Origin of the sequence: Actinoplanes regularis (assembly GCF_900188005.1) — a bacterium.
GTDB lineage: Bacteria > Actinomycetota > Actinomycetes > Mycobacteriales > Micromonosporaceae > Actinoplanes > Actinoplanes regularis.
This window is the reverse complement of the sequence record NZ_FZNR01000004.1, coordinates 523808-543553: the sequence shown is the minus strand read 5'-3', so window position 1 is coordinate 543553 and position 19746 is coordinate 523808. Positions and strand designations below refer to the sequence as shown.

General features: G+C 72.3%; 10 protein-coding genes. 3 read left to right on the top strand and 7 right to left on the bottom strand.

Going from position 1 to position 19746, the window contains the following annotated elements; genetic code table 11:
- Positions 1–28 precede the first annotated feature (28 nt).
- Positions 29–12823, bottom strand: coding sequence for a non-ribosomal peptide synthetase (locus CHC09_RS46265; protein ID WP_179277096.1), 12795 nt, complete (start codon positions 12821–12823; stop codon positions 29–31).
- Positions 12824–13016: 193 nt separating this feature from the next.
- Here CHC09_RS46265 and CHC09_RS14845 point away from each other — a divergent pair, with 193 nt between their 5' ends.
- Positions 13017–13499, top strand: a complete 483-nt coding sequence (locus CHC09_RS14845) for a hypothetical protein (RefSeq protein WP_089293638.1) — start codon at positions 13017–13019, stop codon at positions 13497–13499.
- An 82-nt stretch (positions 13500–13581) separates the two neighbouring features.
- Here the strand turns inward: CHC09_RS14845 and CHC09_RS14840 are convergent, their stop codons facing one another.
- The 5 genes from CHC09_RS14840 to CHC09_RS14820 all read right to left on the bottom strand — a co-directional run bounded on the left by CHC09_RS14840 (position 13582) and on the right by CHC09_RS14820 (position 17844).
- The gene (locus CHC09_RS14840) at positions 13582–14343 is read right to left on the bottom strand and encodes a maleylpyruvate isomerase family mycothiol-dependent enzyme (RefSeq protein ID WP_179277095.1); all 762 of its coding nucleotides are present in this window, start codon (positions 14341–14343) and stop codon (positions 13582–13584) included.
- Between the two features lie 113 nt (positions 14344–14456).
- Positions 14457–14741, bottom strand: a complete 285-nt coding sequence (locus tag CHC09_RS14835) for a sulfurtransferase TusA family protein (protein WP_203833120.1) — start codon at positions 14739–14741, stop codon at positions 14457–14459.
- 7 nt (positions 14742–14748) lie between these two features.
- Positions 14749–16104: an SMI1/KNR4 family protein gene (locus CHC09_RS14830; protein ID WP_089293636.1), complete on the bottom strand. Its 1356-nt coding sequence runs from the start codon at positions 16102–16104 to the stop codon at positions 14749–14751.
- Positions 16105–16111: 7 nt separating this feature from the next.
- On the bottom strand, positions 16112–16960 hold the full coding sequence (locus CHC09_RS14825) for a class II fructose-bisphosphate aldolase (RefSeq protein ID WP_089293635.1): 849 nt from the start codon (positions 16958–16960) through the stop codon (positions 16112–16114).
- A complete protein-coding gene (locus CHC09_RS14820) occupies positions 16954–17844 on the bottom strand; it encodes a 1-phosphofructokinase family hexose kinase (RefSeq protein ID WP_089293634.1) in 891 nt (296 codons plus the stop codon). The genes CHC09_RS14825 and CHC09_RS14820 overlap by 7 nt, the downstream gene beginning before the upstream one ends.
- Here CHC09_RS14820 and CHC09_RS48405 point away from each other — a divergent pair.
- Entirely contained in the window at positions 17828–17953 is a 126-nt protein-coding gene (locus CHC09_RS48405; protein ID WP_275407869.1) for a hypothetical protein, read from the top strand. The genes CHC09_RS14820 and CHC09_RS48405 overlap by 17 nt on opposite strands.
- 82 nt (positions 17954–18035) lie before the next feature.
- A complete protein-coding gene (locus tag CHC09_RS14815; RefSeq protein WP_089293633.1) occupies positions 18036–18929 on the top strand; it encodes a carbohydrate kinase family protein in 894 nt (297 codons plus the stop codon).
- On the opposite strand, the gene CHC09_RS14810 is transcribed toward CHC09_RS14815, so the two are convergent.
- Entirely contained in the window at positions 18926–19744 is an 819-nt protein-coding gene (locus CHC09_RS14810) for a carbohydrate ABC transporter permease (RefSeq protein WP_089293632.1), read from the bottom strand. The two genes, CHC09_RS14815 and CHC09_RS14810, sit on opposite strands and share 4 nt — an antisense overlap.
- Between the last annotated feature and the right edge of the window lie 2 nt (positions 19745–19746).

The following is a 19746-nucleotide window of genomic DNA, read 5'->3' as shown; positions in this document are numbered from 1 at the left end:
GCGGTTGGGCGGGCCGGTGGATGTCGCGTCAGCGATGGAGGATCACCCCGAGAAGGTGCAGCGGCGCGGCGTTGACGTTGGCAAGATCAAGCGCTTGGCCGTACGCCGTGACGTCCGCCGCCGAGACCGGGCCGCGGACCAGGGGCAGTCCGGGGGTGGCCGCGTGCAGCAGGGATTCGAGCTGGCAGGAGGCGACGGCGCCCGGTAGGCGCCCCGGGTGCGCGGAGACCGGCAGGCCGGGAGCCATCGTCCGGGACGCCGGCCCGCAGTCGAGCAGGCCGCCGCCGACGATCAGGACGTCGTTCCGCTCCCGCATCCGGGCCAGCGCGCGGGTGGTGTCGAAACAGTGCGGGAACGAGTCGTCGACCAGGACGGTTCCGGGGCGGAGCCGGTCGACGTCGATGGTTTCCGCACCACCACTGGTCGCGGCCACGATGACGTCGGCCCGATAGACCGCTTCTGGGTCGGTGACGATCTCGATCGGTCCGGTGTAGCCGTGTTTCCGCAGGTCGGCGGCGAGGGCACCGAGACGGGCGGCGGCGGCCGGCAGATCGCAGAGCAGGAGAACGGCCGGGGGTTCGTCGGCCTCGGCGAGGAGGAGTGACAGCGACGAGGAGCCGATCGAGCCGACCCCGAGCACGGCCAGGACGCGGTTGCCGAGGTTTCGGCCGGCCGCGGCGAAGGTCGTGCGGACCACCGACGCGGCGGTCACCGCGTGACCGGTGGTGACCTGGACGTTCTCCGTTGTCAGGTCTGCCACGGCGGCGCCGTAGCCGGTGTGAGCCGGGATCATTCCGGCCAGTGAGACGGTACGCGCGCCGTGGGTGGCGGCCAGGTCGGCGGCGGCCGCGGCGTCGGAGGCAAGGCCGGGGATGGTCAGCTCGTCGGCGAACCGGGGCAGGCAGACGAAACCGGAGCGGCCCAGTGGTGTGTCGACGGTTTCGAGCAGCCGTGGGGTGCCCTCGGGGAAGATGGCGGCACGGATCGCTTCGCGTGACAGCTCGGGCAGCATCCTGCGTACTGCAGCCGGAAGGTCTCCTGCCAGGGCCGCAAGCTGCGCCGGCGCCGGTAGGTATCCGACCAGCGCGGCATCCAGTCGCCCCGCCGCCGTTGGCTTCCCGGAGCCGGCTTCCGGTTCGGCGCGCATCCAAGCAGCCTGACCGGAACTGACTTTCAGACCGGCGTCAACCCGAGCAGCCAGACCGAGGTCGGCTTCCCGATCGGCGTGAACTCGGACAGCCGGACCGAGGCCAGCCTCCCGATCGGCGTGAACTCGGACAGCCGGACCGAGATCGGCTTCCCGATCGGTGTGAACACGGACAGCCGGACCGAGGTCGGCTTCCCGATCGGCGTGAACACGGACAGCCGGACCGAGATCGGCCTCCCGATCGGCGTGAACACGGACAGCCGGACCGAGGTCGGCTTCCAGGTCAGCGTGAACACGGGCGGCCAGGGCGGCCAGTGTGGCCTCGGGTAGGCGGCCGCGGAAGGTGAGGCGTAGGCCGTCGTCGGTCGGGCGGACCGCCAGGAGCACATCGGTGCCGGGTGGGACGGCCATCTCGGCGTCGGTGTCGTCCCAGGTCAGGCGCAGGGTGTCGCCCCGCAGCGGGCCAAGCGCGGCGAAGTCCAGATAGGTGAGAAGGAACTGCCAGCCGTGTGGGGCGACGAAGCCGCGACCACGGGCCCCGGTCATCGCGGCCGCCATCCGCTCTAGGTCGGCCGCGGGTTCGGTGGGTGGGCCGGGACGGACGGCGACGGCCGTGGCGCAGGGGCCGAAGATCCGCGCCAGGTCCGGAAGCGAGTGATCGCGACCGGTCATCGCGACTCCGATGACCGGGTCTGGGCGGCCCAGGGTCGCGCTCAGTGCGCGGTGGAAGGCCGTGAGGACCGGTACCACCGGCGTAACTCCCGCCGTCATGGCTTGCGATCGCAGGCGGCTGGTCGCCTCGGGCGGGAGCGTGATCCCGGCCGTCGCGGTCGTCGCACCCCGGCCCAGTGGCGCGCCGTCGTAGGGGGCGGTCTCCGTCTCCAGCCCGTTGGTCAACGCCACATAGTCCCGGAACGAGGACCGCAACGGCGGCAGCGGTGACTGGTCGTAAACGGACAGGAGTTCCCGTGCCAGCAGCGCCACGCTGTACCCGTCGCCGATCAGGTGGTGGGCGTGCAACAGCAGGACGTGCTCCTCCTCGTCGACCCGCAGCAGGCGCAGCCGGACGAGCGGCCACCGCGCCGGATCGAACCGGCGTCGCCGTTCTGCGGCGAGTTCGTCGGCGATCAGGCCCGGCTCGGCGACGTAGTCGACGGTCAGCCCGGCGGTCGTGGCCAGCTCTCGCTGTGTCGGTGGCCGGGCCTGGCCGCGGAACACCGTGCGCAGCATCGGATGCCGTGCCACCAACGCGTCCACCGCCTGCTGGAACCGTTCGAGATCGATCGGGCCGTGCAGTCGCGGCGCGGCCAGCCAGGTCGACTCGGCACCGACCGCATCGGCGAGCAGGAATCCGCGCTGGCTCGGGCTCAGCGGAAACTCCGCGGCGCCGTCGAGCGCCGACGGCGACGAGAGCAGCGGCAACACCGGGGACGGCGGAGAGTGCGACGGCAACGCCGACGCCGACGCCGACGGCGACGACGACGGCGACGACGACGACGACGACGACGACGACGACGACGACGACGACGACGACGACGACGACGAGGACAACGGCGACGAGGACGACGGCGACGCAGCCTGTGATGCGGCGTCGATCTCGGCGGCGAGGGCGGCCAGCGTGCGGTGGCGATAGATCACCGTGGGCCGGGGCAGCACTGGAATCTCCGCCTCCAGAGCGCCGAACATCTCCAGCACACCGATCGAGTCGCCACCGAGCGCGAAGAAGTCGTCGCCGCGCCCCACCCTCGGCACGTCGAGGTGCCGCTCCCAGATCCGAGCCAGCACACGCTCCGTCGCTGTACGGGGAGGCCCGCCGTCACCGACCAGCACCCCATCCGCCGCCATGAAAGAAGGCCCGCCGTCACCGACCAGCGCCCCATCCGCCGCCATGAAAGAAGGCCCGCCGTCACCGACCAGCACCTCATCCGCCGCTGTGCCAGAAGGTTCGGCGCCGCCCGCCAATGCCGCACGGTCGATCTTGCCGGTCAGGGTGAGCGGCAACTCCGCCACGACCTCGATCCGCGCCGGCACGAGATAGAAAGGCAGAATCCCTTCGGCGTACGCCCGGAGCCCCGCCCCCGTCACCACCACGTCCCGCCGCGGCTGCACCCACGCGACGAGTCGCTTCCCGTCGACCCGTACAGCGGCCCGCTCCACCCCAGGATGCCCGCGTAACACCGCCGCGGCCTCGCCCGGCTCCACCCGGTACCCATGCAGTTTGACCTGATCATCGGCCCGCCCCCGGAACCACAGCACGCCGTCGGCGTCCCGGACCGCCCGATCCCCGCTGCGATACCACCGCCGCCTGTCACGCTCCACGAACGCCGCCGCCGTCTGTTCCGGATCGTCGAGATATCCGGCCGCCACCCCGGCACCGCCGATCCACAGCTCACCGGTCTCGCCGGGCGCACACGGCCGCCCTTCGGCCCCGACCACCTCGGCTACCGCACCGCCGACCGGCCGGCCGATCGGCACGTGCCGGACGTCTTGCGCCGGGCGCTCGCTGATCACATGGAAGGTCGCGTTGATCGTGGTCTCGGTGGGCCCGTACAGATTGGCGATCCGCTGCCCCGGCCCGAGCAGGTCAAACCACCGCCGCACCGGAGCCGGCGACAGCTCCTCCCCGCCGACGTGCACCCACCGTATCGCCGTCAGCTCCGGCCCGCCCCGGCCGGCCGCCTTCTCGGCCGCGCCCAGCAGCAGCTCCCACAGGGTCGGCACCGAACTCCACACGGTGACCCGGTCCGCGGCGACGCGGTGCACGAGTTCGTCCGGGTCCCGCACGGTGTCCCGATCCCACGAGACCACGGCAGCGCCGACCAGTAGCGGCCCGAGTAGTTGACGCACCGAGGCGTCGAAGCAGATCGACGCGGTCTGCGCGAGCCGGTCCCCGGCGTGGTACCCGAAGGTTTCGACGGCCCAGTCAAGGTAGCCGACCATGGCGCGATGGCTCACCGGTACGCCCTTGGGCCGCCCGGTCGACCCGGACGTGAAGATCACATAGGCGTCGTCGTCCGGCCCGGTGGTCACCTCCGGTGGCTCGCCCGGTGTGCCGTCCCCCGGATCCACCACGGTGAACGCGCCGGCCAGAACGGTTGAATCGCTGACGACCACCGTCACCCCGGCCCGCCGGAGCTGGCTCACCAGCCGGGCCCGCGGGTGCGCCGCGTCCAGCGGAACCCAGGCCGCGCCCGCTTTCAGGATCCCCAGCAGGCCGACAACCGTGGCCGGCCCCGGCTCCGTGATCAGCCCGATCCGCCGCGAGCCATACCCGGCCAGCCGTACCGCCAACCGGTCCGACGCCTCATCAAGCTCCCGATAGGTCAGCGGCTTCCCATCGGCAAGAACAGCAAGCCCATCCGGGGTACGACGACACTGCGCCCGAATCCGCCCCACGAGCGAAGCCGGCACAGCCAGCGAAGCTGGCGCACCCTGCGAAGGCAGCGCACCCTGCGAAGGCAGCGAATCCACCAGAGCCAGTGGCGGCACCGCAGGTGCCTCAAGCACCGCAGGCGCTCGAAGCACCGCAGGCAGCGGAGCCACCGGCTCGGGATCGGCGGGTGACGCCAGAGCGGTGATCTCGGCCAGATGTTCCGCGGCGAAGCGTTCGATGGTGCCCCGGTGGAACAGCGCCGCCGGGTAGTTCCAGGAGAAGTGCAGGGCTCCGTGCGCCTCGAAGCAGACCAGCCCCAGCCGGGTAGCCGCCGACGCGGTCCCGGCCGTGGTCGCGACCGTTCGCGGGACGCTCCCGCCCGTACCGGAGAAAGCATTTCGGTCTGTGCCGGGAAAGCGCGCGAAGCTGAAGCTGGCCGGACTCGCCGTCCGCGGCCCGGCCGCGTCAGCGGCCAGCAGCCGTGCGAGATCCATGGTGGAGACGGTCCCGTGGCGCTCGCTCTCCAGCCACGCTTCCCGGAGCCGCTCGGCGAGCACGACCGCGCTCTCCTCCGCGACAACCCGCGCGAGGAGCGGCAAGGTGTCCGCGAACGGACCGACCATCCGGTCGATCCCCGCCAGGCGCGCGGTCCGCCCGGCACGAGCGACCAGCACCGGTACGTCGTTCTGCCCGCTCCACCGAGCCAGACAGCGCACATACCCGGCGAGCAGCAGGTGGAACAGCGTCACGCCGGCCGCCCGGGCCCGCTCCTCGAGCTGTCGGGTCAGGTCGGCATCGATCGCCACCTGGTGCATCGCGTACGGCGGAGCCGGATCCGATCCGACGTCACCGTCGAACGGCAGCGCCAGCCGCGGGTACCGGCCGAGGGCGTCTCGCCACCACGCCAGCTCCGTCTCGCCGGGTTCGGTCCGCAGCGCCTCGTGCTCGGCGAAGGTGTTCTCCGGCGCTTCGGCCGGCTCGTTCCCCGCGTACAGCGTCCAGAGTTCATCCCCGAGAATCGCCAGGCTGTACCCGTCCACCGCCGCGTGATGCGCGACCAGGATCAGGTGCGCCGGACCGTCCTGCGGCACTGCCAGGACCGCCCGGACCGGTGCCTCCACCCGCAGGTCGAAAGGCCGGTTGCGCAGTTCGGCGTCGAGGTCCACCACCGGTTCCCGCGGTTCGACCGTCGTGAACCATTCCGGCCGTCCGTCGCCGGCCGCTTCGAAGCGCTGTCCTGTCGCCGCGAAACGCATCCGGAGCATCGGATGCCGCCGCTCCAGTTCGGCGAAGGCGGCCGCCAGCCGGTCCACGTCGACCGGCCCGTCCAAGGTCTGGTGCACGTGGGCGTACGCGGGAACTTCGGGATACAACCGCCCGTTGGTACGGAACGCCTGCTGCACCGGGCTGAGCGGAAACTCACCGATCCCGGCCGCCGGCGTCACGACTTCCCCACTGCTGAGCGGGCGCTCGGCGTCCGCCACCGGCAGCCTGCCCTTCCCACTGTTGATCGGGAACTCGGCGAGCGCGGCCGCCGGTGTCAGGTCCTCCTCGCCGAGGTGTCCGGCGAGCTCACCGATCGTCCGGAACTCGAAGAAGAGGGTGGTCGAAAGCGTCCGCCCGAGCCGGTTCTCCAACTCCTTGACCAGGTCCACCGCGGTCAGTGAGTCCAGCCCGAGCGCGAGGAACGGCTCGTCCGTCCCGATCGTCCCGGGTTCCCGCTCCAGGGCCTCTGCCAGTAGTTCCCGGATGAGCGCCACCAGTTCGCCCTGGCCGGCATGGGGCACCCGGTCCTCGGACGGCGTGCCGGCCGCCGGTGCTGTCCGCCGGGATCGGGCGGCACCCGGCTCCGAGGGTGTGACCAGCACCTGGGCGACCTCCAGCGCGGCGGCCGACCAAAGCAGCCCAGGCAACCGATCGAGAGGAAGACCAGCAGCACGAATCGCATGCCCGGTCGCAAGGCCTCCCCCGGACAGCGCGGGAAGATCGACCGCGACGAACCTGCGGCCCGCGGCACGTTCGGCGGCGGCAAAAGCGTCGAGGTACGCGTTCCCGGCCACGTAGTCACCCACCGCACCGGCCAGCCCCGGCAGGACCGCCGACACCGACGACAGCGCGATCACCAGTGGCCGGCTGCCCCGGAGGGCGCGGGTCAGTAGCTCGGTGCCACGGATCTTGGCGGCCATGCCCGCTGCCAGTTCGTCCCTGTTCTTCGAGCGCAGGCTGCCCGGGCGTACCACGCCTGCCGCGTGCACCACGACGTCGAACTCATGGCCGTCGACCAGCGCCGCCACGTCCGGCTCGGCCGTGACATCGGCGCGCCGGTACTCCACGATGGCGCCCGCCCGGCGAAGCTCGTCCAGCAGACCCGTCGGTTCCGGGGAGCGACCGGCCAGCAACAGGTTCGGGTGCCCGCGACGGGCGAGATGCCGGGCGATCGCGATCCCGGCCGCGCCCGCTCCCCCGGTGATCAGGTAGTTCCCGTCCGGCGGCAGGTCCAGCGGTTCGGTCGCGGGTGCGGGAACGAAGGCACGGGTGAACCGGCGCCCGCCCCGCCACGCCACGATCTGCGCCGGGCCGGGCATCGGCGGGTTCGCCGCCTCGCGCTCGACGGCGGCACGCTGTACGTCCTCGGGGTCGGTGGAGGTGAGGTCGATGACGCGTACGCCGAGGTCCCGGTTCTCGTCGGCCAGGGCCATCGCCAACCCGGACCAGACCGCATGGGCGGGGCTGGGTTTCTCCGTCCCGATCCCGGTCGCGTACAGGTCCTCGGTGACGATCAGCAGCTGCCCGGATCGCGGCAGCTCCGGCACGACCTCGAGCGCATCCCGGTCCTCCCGGCCGGCGTGCATCACTGTCAGCGTCCGGTCCGCGTCGACCCGCGCCCAGTTGCCGATCGCCGTCCCGCTACCGATCGCCGCCCCACTACCGACCGGCGCCTCACTGCCGACCGATGCCCCACTACCGACCGGCGCCCCACTACCGACCGATGCCCCACTGTTAACCGGTGCCTCGCTCCCAACCGGCGCCCCGCTACCGACCGGCGTTTCGACCCAGGTCGGCGTGGAAAGCACCGGCGGAGGCGGATCGGTCACCCAGTACCGGCGACGCTGGAACGGATAGGTTGGCAGCTCCACCCACCGGGTTCCGGCGTCCAGGAGAGACCGATCCAATACGCCCCCTCGCCGCCACAGCTCCCCGGCCGTCACCAGCAGTTCCCGAGTGGTGCTCCCGGCGGCCAGCACCTCTGGGATCGCACCCCGGACGCCGACAGAACCGGCCCCATCTCCAGCTCGGGCCCCGACTCCAGCCCCAGCCCCGGCCCCGGCCCCGGCCCCGACTCCGGCCCCGGCCCCGGCCCCGGCCCCGACTCCAGCTCCAGCTCCAGCTCCAGCTCCAGCTCCAGCTCCAGCTCCAGCTCCAGCGATGATCATCGTGTCGTAGCCGGCCACGGCCAACACGGTGACGTGGTCACCGGTGACCGGATCGAGTAGCGGAACTCGAACGGGCCGTGATGCCGATACGGGGTGATCGGGCGAGGCCGCCGAACGGATCGCCTCCGCCGGACTGAGCGCTCCGGCGAACACTGCGGCGGCCAGTGACCCGGGGCCGAGCCCGGTCACGGCGTCCGGGCGTACCCCGAAGGTCCACAGTTGCGCACCCACCGCGATCCCGAAAGCGACCGTGACCAGGTCGCTGATCTCATCGCCGATGTGCCAGGACCCGAGAATCCGACCGATTTCCACGGGTACCTGGTCGAGGACGGTACGGAATTCCGAAGCGGTCGCGACCTGGTCCGGCGTCGGCGCGGCGAACACGAGCACCGTCCGCGCGGGCCTCCCCACCGGCGGGCTGAAGGTCGCCGACCCCAGCCGTTCGGCGAGATCACCTTCGGCCACGATCGCCATCCGGTACGGACCGTCGTCACGTGCCGTCGACGCCGAAGCGCAAATGTCGGCCTCCCCGGCCGCAGGATGCTCCCGCAAATACCGGGCGAGGTCGTCAACGGCGGCCCGAAGTCCTTCTGCCGACCGCGCCGAGATCGTCAACAGAGCGGGCACGGCCGGAAACGGCGCGGCGGCGCCCGGCGCAGGGACCGCAGACGGTGCGGCGGCGCCCGGCGCAGGGACCGCAGACGGTGCGGCGGCGCCCGGCCCGGAGACTGGGGGCGGGGTGGCGGCGACCGGCCCAGAGACTGAGGGCGGGGCGGCGGCGACCGCAGACGGTCCGGTGGCGACCCGCCCGGAGACTGAGGGCGGGGCGGCGGCGACCGGCCCAGAGACTGAGGGCAGGGCGGGGACGACCGCAGACGGTCCGGTGGCGACCGGCCCGGAGACCGAAGGCGGTGCGACGGTGACCGGCACGGGGCCCTTGGGCAGTGCGGCGGTGACCGGTGCGGAGCCTGTCGGCGATACGGAGCCGTCCGGCGCCGCGACCACGGGCGGGGCGACGGTGAGCGGCGCGGAGACTGGGGGCGGGGCGGCGAGGATGGCGTGGGCGTTGGTGCCGCCGAAGCCGAAGCTGTTGACCCCGGCGACCCGTGGACCCGGCCACGGACGGCGTTCGGTGAGCACCTCGAAGCCCGCGCCCGCCAGGTCGAACCGGGGCGACGGGCGGTTGTGGTGCAGTGACGGCGGAAGCTCGCCGTGCCGCAGGGACAGGATCACCTTCACCAGGGCGGGCAGGCCGGCGGCGTTGAGCAGGTGCCCGATGTTCGTCTTGACCGAGCCGACGAGGCGGGGACGACCGTCCGGGCGGGGCGGGAGGGCGTGCGCCAGGGACCGGGCCTCGATCGGGTCGCCGACGGCGGTGCCGGTGCCATGCGCCTCGATGTAGGAGACCTCGGCCGGGTCCACCCCGCACTCTCGGTAGGCATCGCTGATCACTCGTTGTTGCAGGAGCGGGTTCGGGGCCATCAGGCTCAGGGAGCGGCCGTCGTTGTTGACGGCGGTGCCCCGGACCACGGCCAGGATCCGGTCACCGGTTCCCTCGTCGAGGGCGTCGGTGAGGCGGGTCAGGACCAGGGCGGCGCCGCCCTCTCCGGGTACGAATCCGTCCGCGTCCGCGTCGAAGGCCCGGCACCGGCCGGTCGGCGAGAGCGCCTGGGCTCCGGCGAGCAGGCGGTGGGCGGTACCGGTCAGGTTGAGGTTTACCCCGCCGACGACGGCGAGGTCGCAGTCGCCGGCGTTCAGACTGCGCCGGGCCAGGTGGAGTGCGACCAGCGCGGAGGAGCAGGCGGTGTCGACGGCGAGGGCGGGGCCGTGCAGGTCGAGGAGGTGGGCGACCCGGGCCGCGGTGAGGTTGCGCAGGGTGCCGGTCAGGGCGTGCGCCTGATCGAGATCGGTCTCGTCGAAGAGTTCGGGGTAGGCGCTCTCGCCGACCGCGACGAAGACCCCGACCCGGCGGCCGCGGCGGCGGGGGCCGGCGTGACCGGAGCGTTCCAGCGCCTCGTGGGCGAGTTCGAGGAAGATCCGGGCATGCGGATCGAGGTAGCGGGCCTCGGTCTCCCCGATCCCGAAGTAGTCGGCGTCGAACAGCGCGGGGTCGCGGAGGAACGCGCCGTGGCCGTCCCAGTCGGAGGCGCGGGTGACGCTGTCCCGGCCGGCGAGGAGGTTCTCCCAGAACTGCTCCGGAGTTTCCGCGTCCGGGAATCGGCAGGCCATTCCGATGACCGCCAGTTCGCCTGCGCCGACGGTGGTGGAGGCCGAAGCGCGTGCCGCCGTGGGCACGGGGCCGGCGCGGAGGAGGCGATCGGCGAAACCCGGGACGGTGGCGTAGTCACGGAGCAAGCGATCGGCGATGGCCGGACTGGCAGCGCCGTCAGCGAGATCCGCAACGGTAGCGCCGTCAGCGAGATCCGAGACCGTGGCGCCGTCAGCGAGATCCGAGACAGTGGCGCAGTCAGCGAGCAGGAGATCGGCGAGGTCCGGGACGGTCGCGCAATCACGGAGCAAGCGATCGGCGAGGTCCGGGACGGTCGCGCAATCACGGAGCAAGCGATCGGCGAGGGCTGGGACGGTGGCGCAGTCGCGGAGGGTGGCGGGATCGAGGGTGCGGCCGAAGGCGTCCTCCAGGTCGGCCAGTACCTCCATGGCCGCCAGGGAGGAGCCGCCGATCGCGAGGAAGCGGTCGGCGGGACCGATGCGCTCCGCGGGGATTTGCAGGACCTTCGCCCAGGCGGTACGGACTACTCGCTCGGCCTCGGCGCGAGTGCGCGGTGGACGTACCGGAGCAATCGTCTCGGACATCTCCGGCATCAGCCGCTCGTCATCGCCCGCCGCGCCCACCTCCGCCGCAGCCCCCGCAGCGCCCACCTCCGCCGCCCCTGCTGCCTCCACCGCGTCCACCGCGTCCACCGCGTCCACCGCGTCCACCGCGTCCACCGCGTCCACCGCGTCCACCGCGTCCACCGCGTCCACCGCGTCCACCGCGTCCACCGCGTCCACCGCGTCCACCGCGTCCACCGGCGGATTTTCCGCGAGGAGGCGGTCGCGCAACAGGTGGCGGCGCAGCTTTCCGCTGGTGGTGCGGGCGAAAGCGCCACGCGGCAGGACCTGGACGGTCACGCCGTCATACCCGAGCGCCTCGGCCACCCGGGCCCGCGCCAGCTCGGCGATTCGCGGATCCGCGCGGACGGCCGGTGCGGAGATGAACACCACCACCCGCTCCCGGCCCGACCCGGGGTCCGTCGCACCGACCACCGCGACGGGGCCGCTGCCCAGACCGGGTGTCGCCGCCGCGACCTCCTCCAGATCGGCGGCATGGAAATTGCGGCCGTGGATGAAGAGGACGTCCTTGGCCCGGCCGGAGACACAGAGGCGCCCGGCCCGCAGGAAGCCGAGGTCCCCGGTCCGGAGCCAGCCGTCCACCAGAGTTTCCGCAGTCGCCGAGGGATCCCGGTGATAGCCGCGCGTGACGTTCGGACCGCGCACCTGGATGTGGCCGACCAGGCTGTCCTCCAACGGCCGACCGCCGTCGTCGACGATCCTGATCTCGCAGCCCGGCACCGCGAAGCCGACATCCATCAGCTCGACCGCGCCCGCAGCAACGTTCATCGGCCCGCCAACACCGACGTCCATCAGCCCGCCCGCAACCGCGCCGCCATCCACCGGCCCGGCCCCGCCCACACTGATATCCACCGGCCCGACCGCGCCCAACCCGCCATCCACCAGCCCGGCCCCGCCCACACCGACATCCACCGGCCCGACCGCGCCCACACCGCCTACACCGCCATCCACCAGCCCGACGGCGCCCACACCGCCTACACCGCCATCCACCAGCCCGGCCCCGCCCAACCCGACAACCACCGGCTCGGCCTCGGTCGCGCCGCCGGACACCTCGAGGGCGACGCCGCGGGACAGCGCGGCCCGGCTCAGCCGGACCGGCCGAGCGCGCTCACCCAGCGGCGGAATAGCCACCGCCACCGTGGCCTCAGCCAGCCCATACACCGGCTGCAACGCCCCCGGCTCGAGGCGAGCCCGCCCAAGCTTGGCTCGAAACGCCCGCCACACCACCGGTGAGATCGGCTCCGCCCCCACCATCACCAGCCGCACCGCGCTCAGATCCAGCCCGTCGAGCACCTCGTCCCGCACCCGCCGCACGGTCAGCGCCAGCGCGAAGTTCGCCGCCGTCAGCACCGTGGCCCGGTGTTCATGCGCCGCCCGCAGCCACACCTCCGGCCGCTTCGCGAAGGTCATCGGGCTGATCCGCACCTGCCGGCACCGCGCGTACAGCGGCCCCAGGTGGGTCCCGATCAACCCCATGTCGTGGAAGTACGGCATCCAGGTCAGAATCACGTCGCCCGGGCCGGTCCCCGCCGCCCGCGACGCCTGCTCCAGGTTGGCGACCAGGTTCCCGTGGGTCAGCTCGACACCCTTCGGCGTCCCTGTGCTTCCCGACGAGTACTGCAGGAGCGCCAGGTCGTCCGGGCCGACCGGCACGGGTTCGGCGAGCCCCGGAGCGGACCGCAGCTCACCGACGGTGCGGTACACCGGAACCGGCTGACCCAGCCGGCGTTGGACGGCGGCGACCCGCTCCGGCTCCGGCGGGAGCGGCACCGGCACGGCCCCCGCCACCACCGCACCCCAGAAGAGCGCCACGAACTCCGCGCTGTCTTCCGCTACGATGATCACGCAGTCACCCTGAGTGATCCCGGCCGCACGCAGTCCGCCGGCCACCCGCAGCGCGTCCGCATAAAGCTCTGCGTAGCTGATCCGCCGCTCGCCGCCGTCTCCATCGACGTGCACCATCACCTGTGCGGGCACCCCGGTAGCAGCACGAACGAGCACGTCGATCAGCGTCATCAGGGCACCCTATCGGTGCCGATCAACCTGGCGTTGTCGCTCTGCGTAACTATGCGCTCGCGCGCCTAGGGGTAATAACTATGCGGCCGCCCGCGAAAAACGCACATGCCGGGGTCAGAACGGACGTACCGTACATCACACTGAGCAACCCAGATCCGTCGATCGCACCCGCGCGCCGGTAACCTTCCGACCCATGCGTGGATCCACCATCGCAGCTGTCGCCACGTGCACCCTCCTGGCGATCACCGGCTGCGCTAACAGCGAAGAGACCCCGACGACCGCTACCGCGGCCGGGGCAGCGAACATGGCCGGCCTCGACAACGGGACCGCCGGGGCGTGCACGGTGGCCGAACAGGCGGTCCGGGGGCAGAACGGGCGCGACCTCGACGTCGCCACCGCGAAGCAGATCGTCACTCTCGGTAAGACCTCCGAGAGCACGATCATCACCGCGGCCTCCGATCTGCTCGCCGGGGCCGTGCAGCGGGCGGAGTCGGCGGCCGGCAATCCGGACGAGGCTGTCCTGGTCGCCGGGGTCAGCTCGGCGATCCTCAAGTTCCAGACGTCCTGCAAGGACACCGACGCCGTCAAGGCGAGCATGACGAAGGCCGGCGAGAACACCGGCGGCGGGGCCGGTTCGGCCGACGACCCTTCGGTCAACGACGCCAAGGTCAACTGACCCGAACCACACCGACCGGGCCGGAACGCTGATGATCAGCGCTCCGGCCCGATCTTTCCGGCCGGAGCGCCGGTCGTGCCAGTCAGAATTCGCTGTTCGACCACCAGTGGTCGAGGATCGCCCGATCGCCGACGATCTCAACGCCCGCCGTTCCCACCGGCAGACGCCGGTTGAGCAGGAGAAGCAGCCGGCAGGCAGACCCACGTACCGTGACGTCCGCCGCGTCGTGGCCCTGCCGCCAGGTGACACCGGCCGGGCTGCGAGTGACAAGCCACTCGTGGTCCGCGTCCGTGGCGACGAACCGCAGGGACTCACCGGTACCCGCCAAGGCGGCGAAAGCGCTCGACACGCCGATGTCCGGCCTGGAGAGAATCGCGGCGGTATCCAGCATGTCGGACACCCCGTCGGCGGCCAGGTCCGCGGCCAGGTCTCCCTCGATGCCCAGCGCCAGTTCGGCGTCGAAGCGGTGCACCACCTCGTCGTGGAGCATCCTGCGGAGCCAGAAGCCCGCCGACCGGTCCTTCCGCCACGTCCACACCTGCTGCTCCGGCCCCGTGTCCCGCACCGCGTCGGCAAGCATCCGGGCGCCCTCGATCAACCACTCGCCTCGCTCATCCGGGCCGGCGGGGACGACCACCTCCCCCATCGGGATCGGCTCCGGCAAGCGCCGCCGGACGATCTCGGCCGCCCAGCGGTGCCCACGGCCGACATGCCCGACCAACTGCTCGAACGTCCAGCCAGGACAGGTCGGGATCGGCTGCTGAACGTCCGCGTCGCGCGCCAACTCGGCCAATCTGGCCGTTTCGGCTTCGAACTCCAGGAAGTACCGGTCGAGATCAAGCACGGATATCGCACATCCTCGGGGCCGAAGAAGGGTGACCATTCACCCTCAATGATCCACGCCAGCACCCTCCATCGGGTATGTCCGGTTTCCGTCCCCTCAACCGGACCGGCGGCTCACGCCGTGGCGGGGCGCCACGGGCGATCGGCGTCGGTGGGCCTGGCGCCCGCCGCGACCTCGACCCCGTAGGTGGGCCGATCTCCCGGAACCGGCCCGAGATAGGTGTGCCCGGTCAGGTGGCACCAGGCCGGCAGGTCCAGGGGTGCCGCCGGATCCATGGCGATCAGGTGCACCACCGCGCCCGGCGGCAGCGTCGCGATCAGGCGCCGCAGCTCGATCAGCAGCACCACGCAGCGACGGTCCCCGCCGTCGAGCACGGTCGGGCTCAGGTGAGCTTCCACCCCTGGATCATCCCCTCCCCGGTACGAGCCCGTCGGCCTGAGCGCCGAGAGTGACCTGGGTGATCAGCGGCCGGTCCCAGAGTGCGAGCAGCTCGTTGGCGATCTCCACGACCGGGATCGGGTGCTGGCCATTGCGCAGCTCGAAGCCGGCCGCGGCCAGGGTGCGCGGCACCGCCCCGGCGTCCAGCAGGGTCCGCCATTCGGCGAGTCCCAGGCTGAGGTATTCCAGGCGGGTCAGGCCGGCGATCTCCAGCGGATCGGCGAGGGCGCCCGGCTGCACGGTGAGCGTCCGCAGCCGTGGCAGCCCCGCGAGCGGAGCGAGACGGAGCGGCTCACCGTTCCAGAAGCCGATGTTCAGAACTTCCAGATCGGGGTGCACGGCCGCCTCGATACTGGTCGAATGCGCACTGTTGACGTGCGCCACAACCGGCGCCCCGGCGCGGTCCGCAGGCGGGTCCACCCGGCGGCCCTGCACAAAATCGGTCAGCGACGAGGCGACCAGCGAGGCTCCGACGTACTGCTCATGGTCGATCAGGATCACCTGGCCCAGGTGGCCGCCCGGGCCGGGGGTCAGGTCGATCGCGTAATGGTCGCCGCCACCGGTGCCACCGAAGGCGATCCAGCCGGGTGAGCCGGCCAGTCCCTGCACCTCGGCGCCGGGTGCGGTGACGGCGGCCTCCCTCGCCGCGGCCGCCCACGGGGCCGGTCGCGCGGCCGCGTCCACGATGGACAGCCCGTCGATCGGGTAGAGCTCGCAGCCGACCGCCCTGGCCTGTCGGTCCGAGGCGTCGTAGTCGTCGCCGTAGTCCTCCCATCGCGCTCGCGTCACCCGGTAGACCGCCTTGAGCTCCTCCGGTAGGGCGACCCCGAGCTGAGCCTCCGCCGCGGCGATCTCCGCCTCGGACGCGCCGATGGACGACGCAAGCCGCTCCCGCAACACGCGCTCCAGCAGGACCGGATCGGCGGTGGGTGCCGGCGCCGAGCCGGGCGCCGGATCGGGGAGCCGACGCCAGGGCTCCGGGACCGCGCCCTCGACCAGCAGAAGCGCGCCCGGGTGGGCGCCGGGGCCCGGCTCCACCGCGGGACCGGGGATGAACAGGTGCAGCGCCGACTCCTCCACCAGGTACGAGATGAGTTCGAGGCCATCGGCCGCCAGCGCGGACTGCAGCGACTGCAGCGCGTCCCACTGCTCCCGCATGTCTTCCACCAGCAGGGCCCGGCCGTTCCGCGGAACCGGCGCCGGCCCCGGCAAGCTGGCCGCACCGCGACTGGCGAAACCCGCGTAGAAGCCACCCTCGGCGAGCCCGGCGCGGACGATCCGGAGCACCGGCTCCCAGGTGGCGACGTCATAGATAGAAGGCACCCGAGGATTATTCCGGATACAACACCGGCGTCAGCAGGCGCAGCGCCGCGGTGACCGTTGTGGCCATCGCGGCGCGGGCCGGGGTCAGGTAGCGCCGGGGATCGATCAGGTCCGGCCGATCGTCCAGAGTCGCCCGCACCGCGCCGGTGAACGCGTTGTTGAGGGCGGTCCCGATGTTGATTTTGACCATGCCGGCCCGCACCGCAGCGACCAGTTCCGCATCCGGCACCCCCGACGACCCGTGCAGCACCAGCGGCACGCCGACCGCTTCCCGCAGCCGGACGATCAGGTCCTGATCGAGCCGGGCCGTGCGCTCCCGCATCGCGTGCGACGAGCCCACCGCGGCGGCGAGCGCGTCGACCCCGGTCGCGGCGACGAAGGCGGCCGCCTCCGCCGGATCGGTCCGGACGCCCGGCGCGTGTGCGCCGTCCTTGCCTCCGACCTCGCCGAGTTCGCTCTCGACCCAGAGGCCCGCGGCGTGACAGGCCGCGGCGGCCCGCGCGGTCGCCACGACGTTTGCCTCGTACGGCAGTCTGGACGCATCGAACATGACCGAGCCGAAGCCGTTAGGCGCGGCCTGCTCCAGCAGTTCGGCCGACTCGATGTGGTCCAGGTGCAGCGCGACCGGCACGCCGGCGGCGACGGCGACGGCCCGCGCCGCGGCGGCGATCGGGGCCAGCCGCCCGTGGTGGAAACGCACCGCGTTCTCGCTGATCTGCAGGATCACCGGGCACCCGGCCGCCTCCGCGCCGGTGACGATCGCCTCCGCGTGCTCCACGGTGATCACGTTGAACGCGCAGGCCGCGCCGCCCCGGGCCCGCACGTCCGCGACCAGTTCACCGGTCGGGGTCAGCATGTGCCGATCCCGGACCGCAGCTCCCGGTAGACGCCCGGGTCGAAGGCTCCGGCGACCGGGCTGGCCACCGCCGCCGCCCCCAGCGCGACGGCGTCGGCCAGCATCCCGGGCCACTCGGTCCCGTCCCGCAGACCTCGGGCCAGCGCCGCCGCGCAGGCATCCCCGGCCCCGGTCGGATTCCCGGTGACCGGAACCGGCGGTACACATCGGAACTCCGCGTCCGGCGTGATCGCGCGTAGTCCCGCCGCCCCGTCGGTGACGACGACGGAACCGCTGGTCAGAGCCCGCAGCGTGGCCGCGTTCCAGTCGGGGTCCAGCGCCGCCAGCTCGGCGGCGTTCGGCTTGGCGATCGCCGGGCCGGCGGCCAGACCCGCCCGGAGCGCGGGACCGCTCGTGTCCAGCAGGACCGGCACGCCCGCCGAGGCCGCCACGCGCGCCAGTACGGCGTACGCGTCGATCGGTATTCCCGGCGGGAGCGACCCGCAGAGCGTGACCACGGAGGCCTCGCCGATCAGACCGCGGAAGTGAGCGACGAACCGCGACCATTCCGCGGCCGGGACCACCGGCCCGGGTTCCCAGAAGCCGGTCGCGTCGACCTGGTCGACGACCGCGACGGTCCGCCGGGTGTCGCCGGCGATCCGGGTGAACGAGTCCGGCACCCCGTCGGCCTCCAGCAGCCCGGCGACGACGTCCCCGGTCGGTCCGCCGAGCAGCCCGGTGGCCAGTACGGGTTCGCCGAGCGCGTGCAGCACCCGGGCGACGTTGAGGCCCTTGCCGCCGGCGCGTTCGGCCACCTCGGTGATCCGGTGCGTGCGGTGCGGGACGAGGGCGTCGACCGGATAGGTCAGGTCGAGCGCGGGATTGAGGGTGACGGTGACGATCATGTCGGGCTTCCGCGGAGAGGATCTGCCCCGCCTCGGGCTGCAGGCAGAGCCCTGGCGAACGGTTGCCGGACTGGGTACCGGCTGGGCGATGATCGGCTGGCTCGATTGAAACTGAGCGAACGAGCAGTGTCAATAGAGGTTCGTGCGCGTATCGTGCATCTGGACTGTCCATATGAGCATTGGAGGCGTGGATGCGGGAATTTGACGTGCTGGTGGTCGGCGACGCCAACCCGGATCTGGTGCTGCGCGGCGACGTGCGCCCGCGCTTCGGCCAGCAGGAGCAGCTGCTGACCGGCGCCGACCTCGTGCTCGGCGGCTCCGCGGCGATCACCGCGACCGGGTGCGCCCGGCTCGGGCTGCGGACCGCCCTGCTCACCGCCATCGGGGACGACCTCTTCGGCGAGATCGTCCGCGACCAGCTGAGGGCCCGGAACGTACGGATCATCACCGCACCGGCCGCCGGCGTCCCCACCGGCCTGACCGTGATCCTCAACGAGGCGGACGACCGCGCCATGCTCACCCTGCCCGGGACCATCGCCGCCCTGCGCCCCGCCGACGTCACCGATGCTCTGCTCGGCCGCGCCCGGCACGTCCACGTCGCGTCGCTCTACCTGCAGCCGGACCTCGCCGAGGGCCTGGCCCCGGTCTTCGCCCGCGCCCGGGAGCTGGGGCTGACCACCTCCCTGGACACGAACTGGGATCCGGCCGAGCGCTGGGACTGGGTCCCGGAGATCCTCCCGCACACCGACGTGTTCCTGCCCAACTCCGCCGAACTGCACGCGATCACGGGCGGAGACGGCCCGGAGAAGCTGGTGGCCGCCGGCACGATCGTGGTGATGAAGGACGGGATCCGCGGCGCCCGGGCCTGGTGGCCGGGGGGCGAGTCCACCGCGCCGGCCCGCCCGGTCGAGGTGGTCGACGCGGTCGGTGCCGGGGACAGCTTCAACGCCGGTTTCCTCGCCGCCTGCCTCTCCGGCCGCTCGGTGCGGGAGGCGGTGGCCTGGGCGGCCGCGGCCGGCTCGCTGAGCACGCGCGCGGCCGGCGGCACCGCCGCCCAGCCCACCCTTGACGACTTCGCGGACTAACCTTTCAGGCCGGTCAGGCTCATCGTGGCGACGAAGCGACGCTGGGCCAGCAGAAACGCCAGGATCAGCGGCATCGTGGCCAGCACGTTGCCCGCCATCAACTGCGACCATTCGGTGTGCCGGGTGCCCTGGAACCCGGCCAGCCCGACCTGCAACGTGAACCGGCTGTCGTCGGAGATCGCGATCAACGGCCAGAGCAGGTCGTTCCAGCTGGAGAGCAGGGTGAACACGGCAAGGGTCGCCAGCGCCGGCCGGGCCAGCGGAAGCACGATGCTGCGGAACGTCCGCCAGCGCCCGCAGCCGTCGATCAGCGCCGCCTCCTCCAGTTCGGCGGGCAGGGACAGAAAGAACTGGCGCATCAGGAAGATGCCGAACGCCGACGCCAGCCAGGGCACGAACGCCGCCGCGAGGGTGTCGATGATGCCGATCCGGGCGAACATCAGGTAGGTCGGGATCATCAGCAGCTGGATCGGGATCATCACGGTGGCGACGACGGCCAGGAACGCCACGCCGCGGCCGGCGAACCTGAGACGGGCGAAGCCGTAGCCGGCGGTGGAGCAGAGCGCCAGGTGCGCGGTGACCGAGACGGCGGAGACGATGATCGAGTTCAGCAGCCAGCGCGGTGCCGACGTCTCGGCGAGCAGGGCCCGCCAGCCCGAGAGGTGCAGGCTGCTCGGGATCAGCTTCGGCGGGAACTGGTTGATCTCCGCGTTGCTCATGAACGAGGTGAGCACCATCTGGACCAGCGGCAGTACGAACAGCAGCGCGAGCGGCATCAGCAGCAGATGCCACGGGCTGAACGGGAGTTTCCGCATCG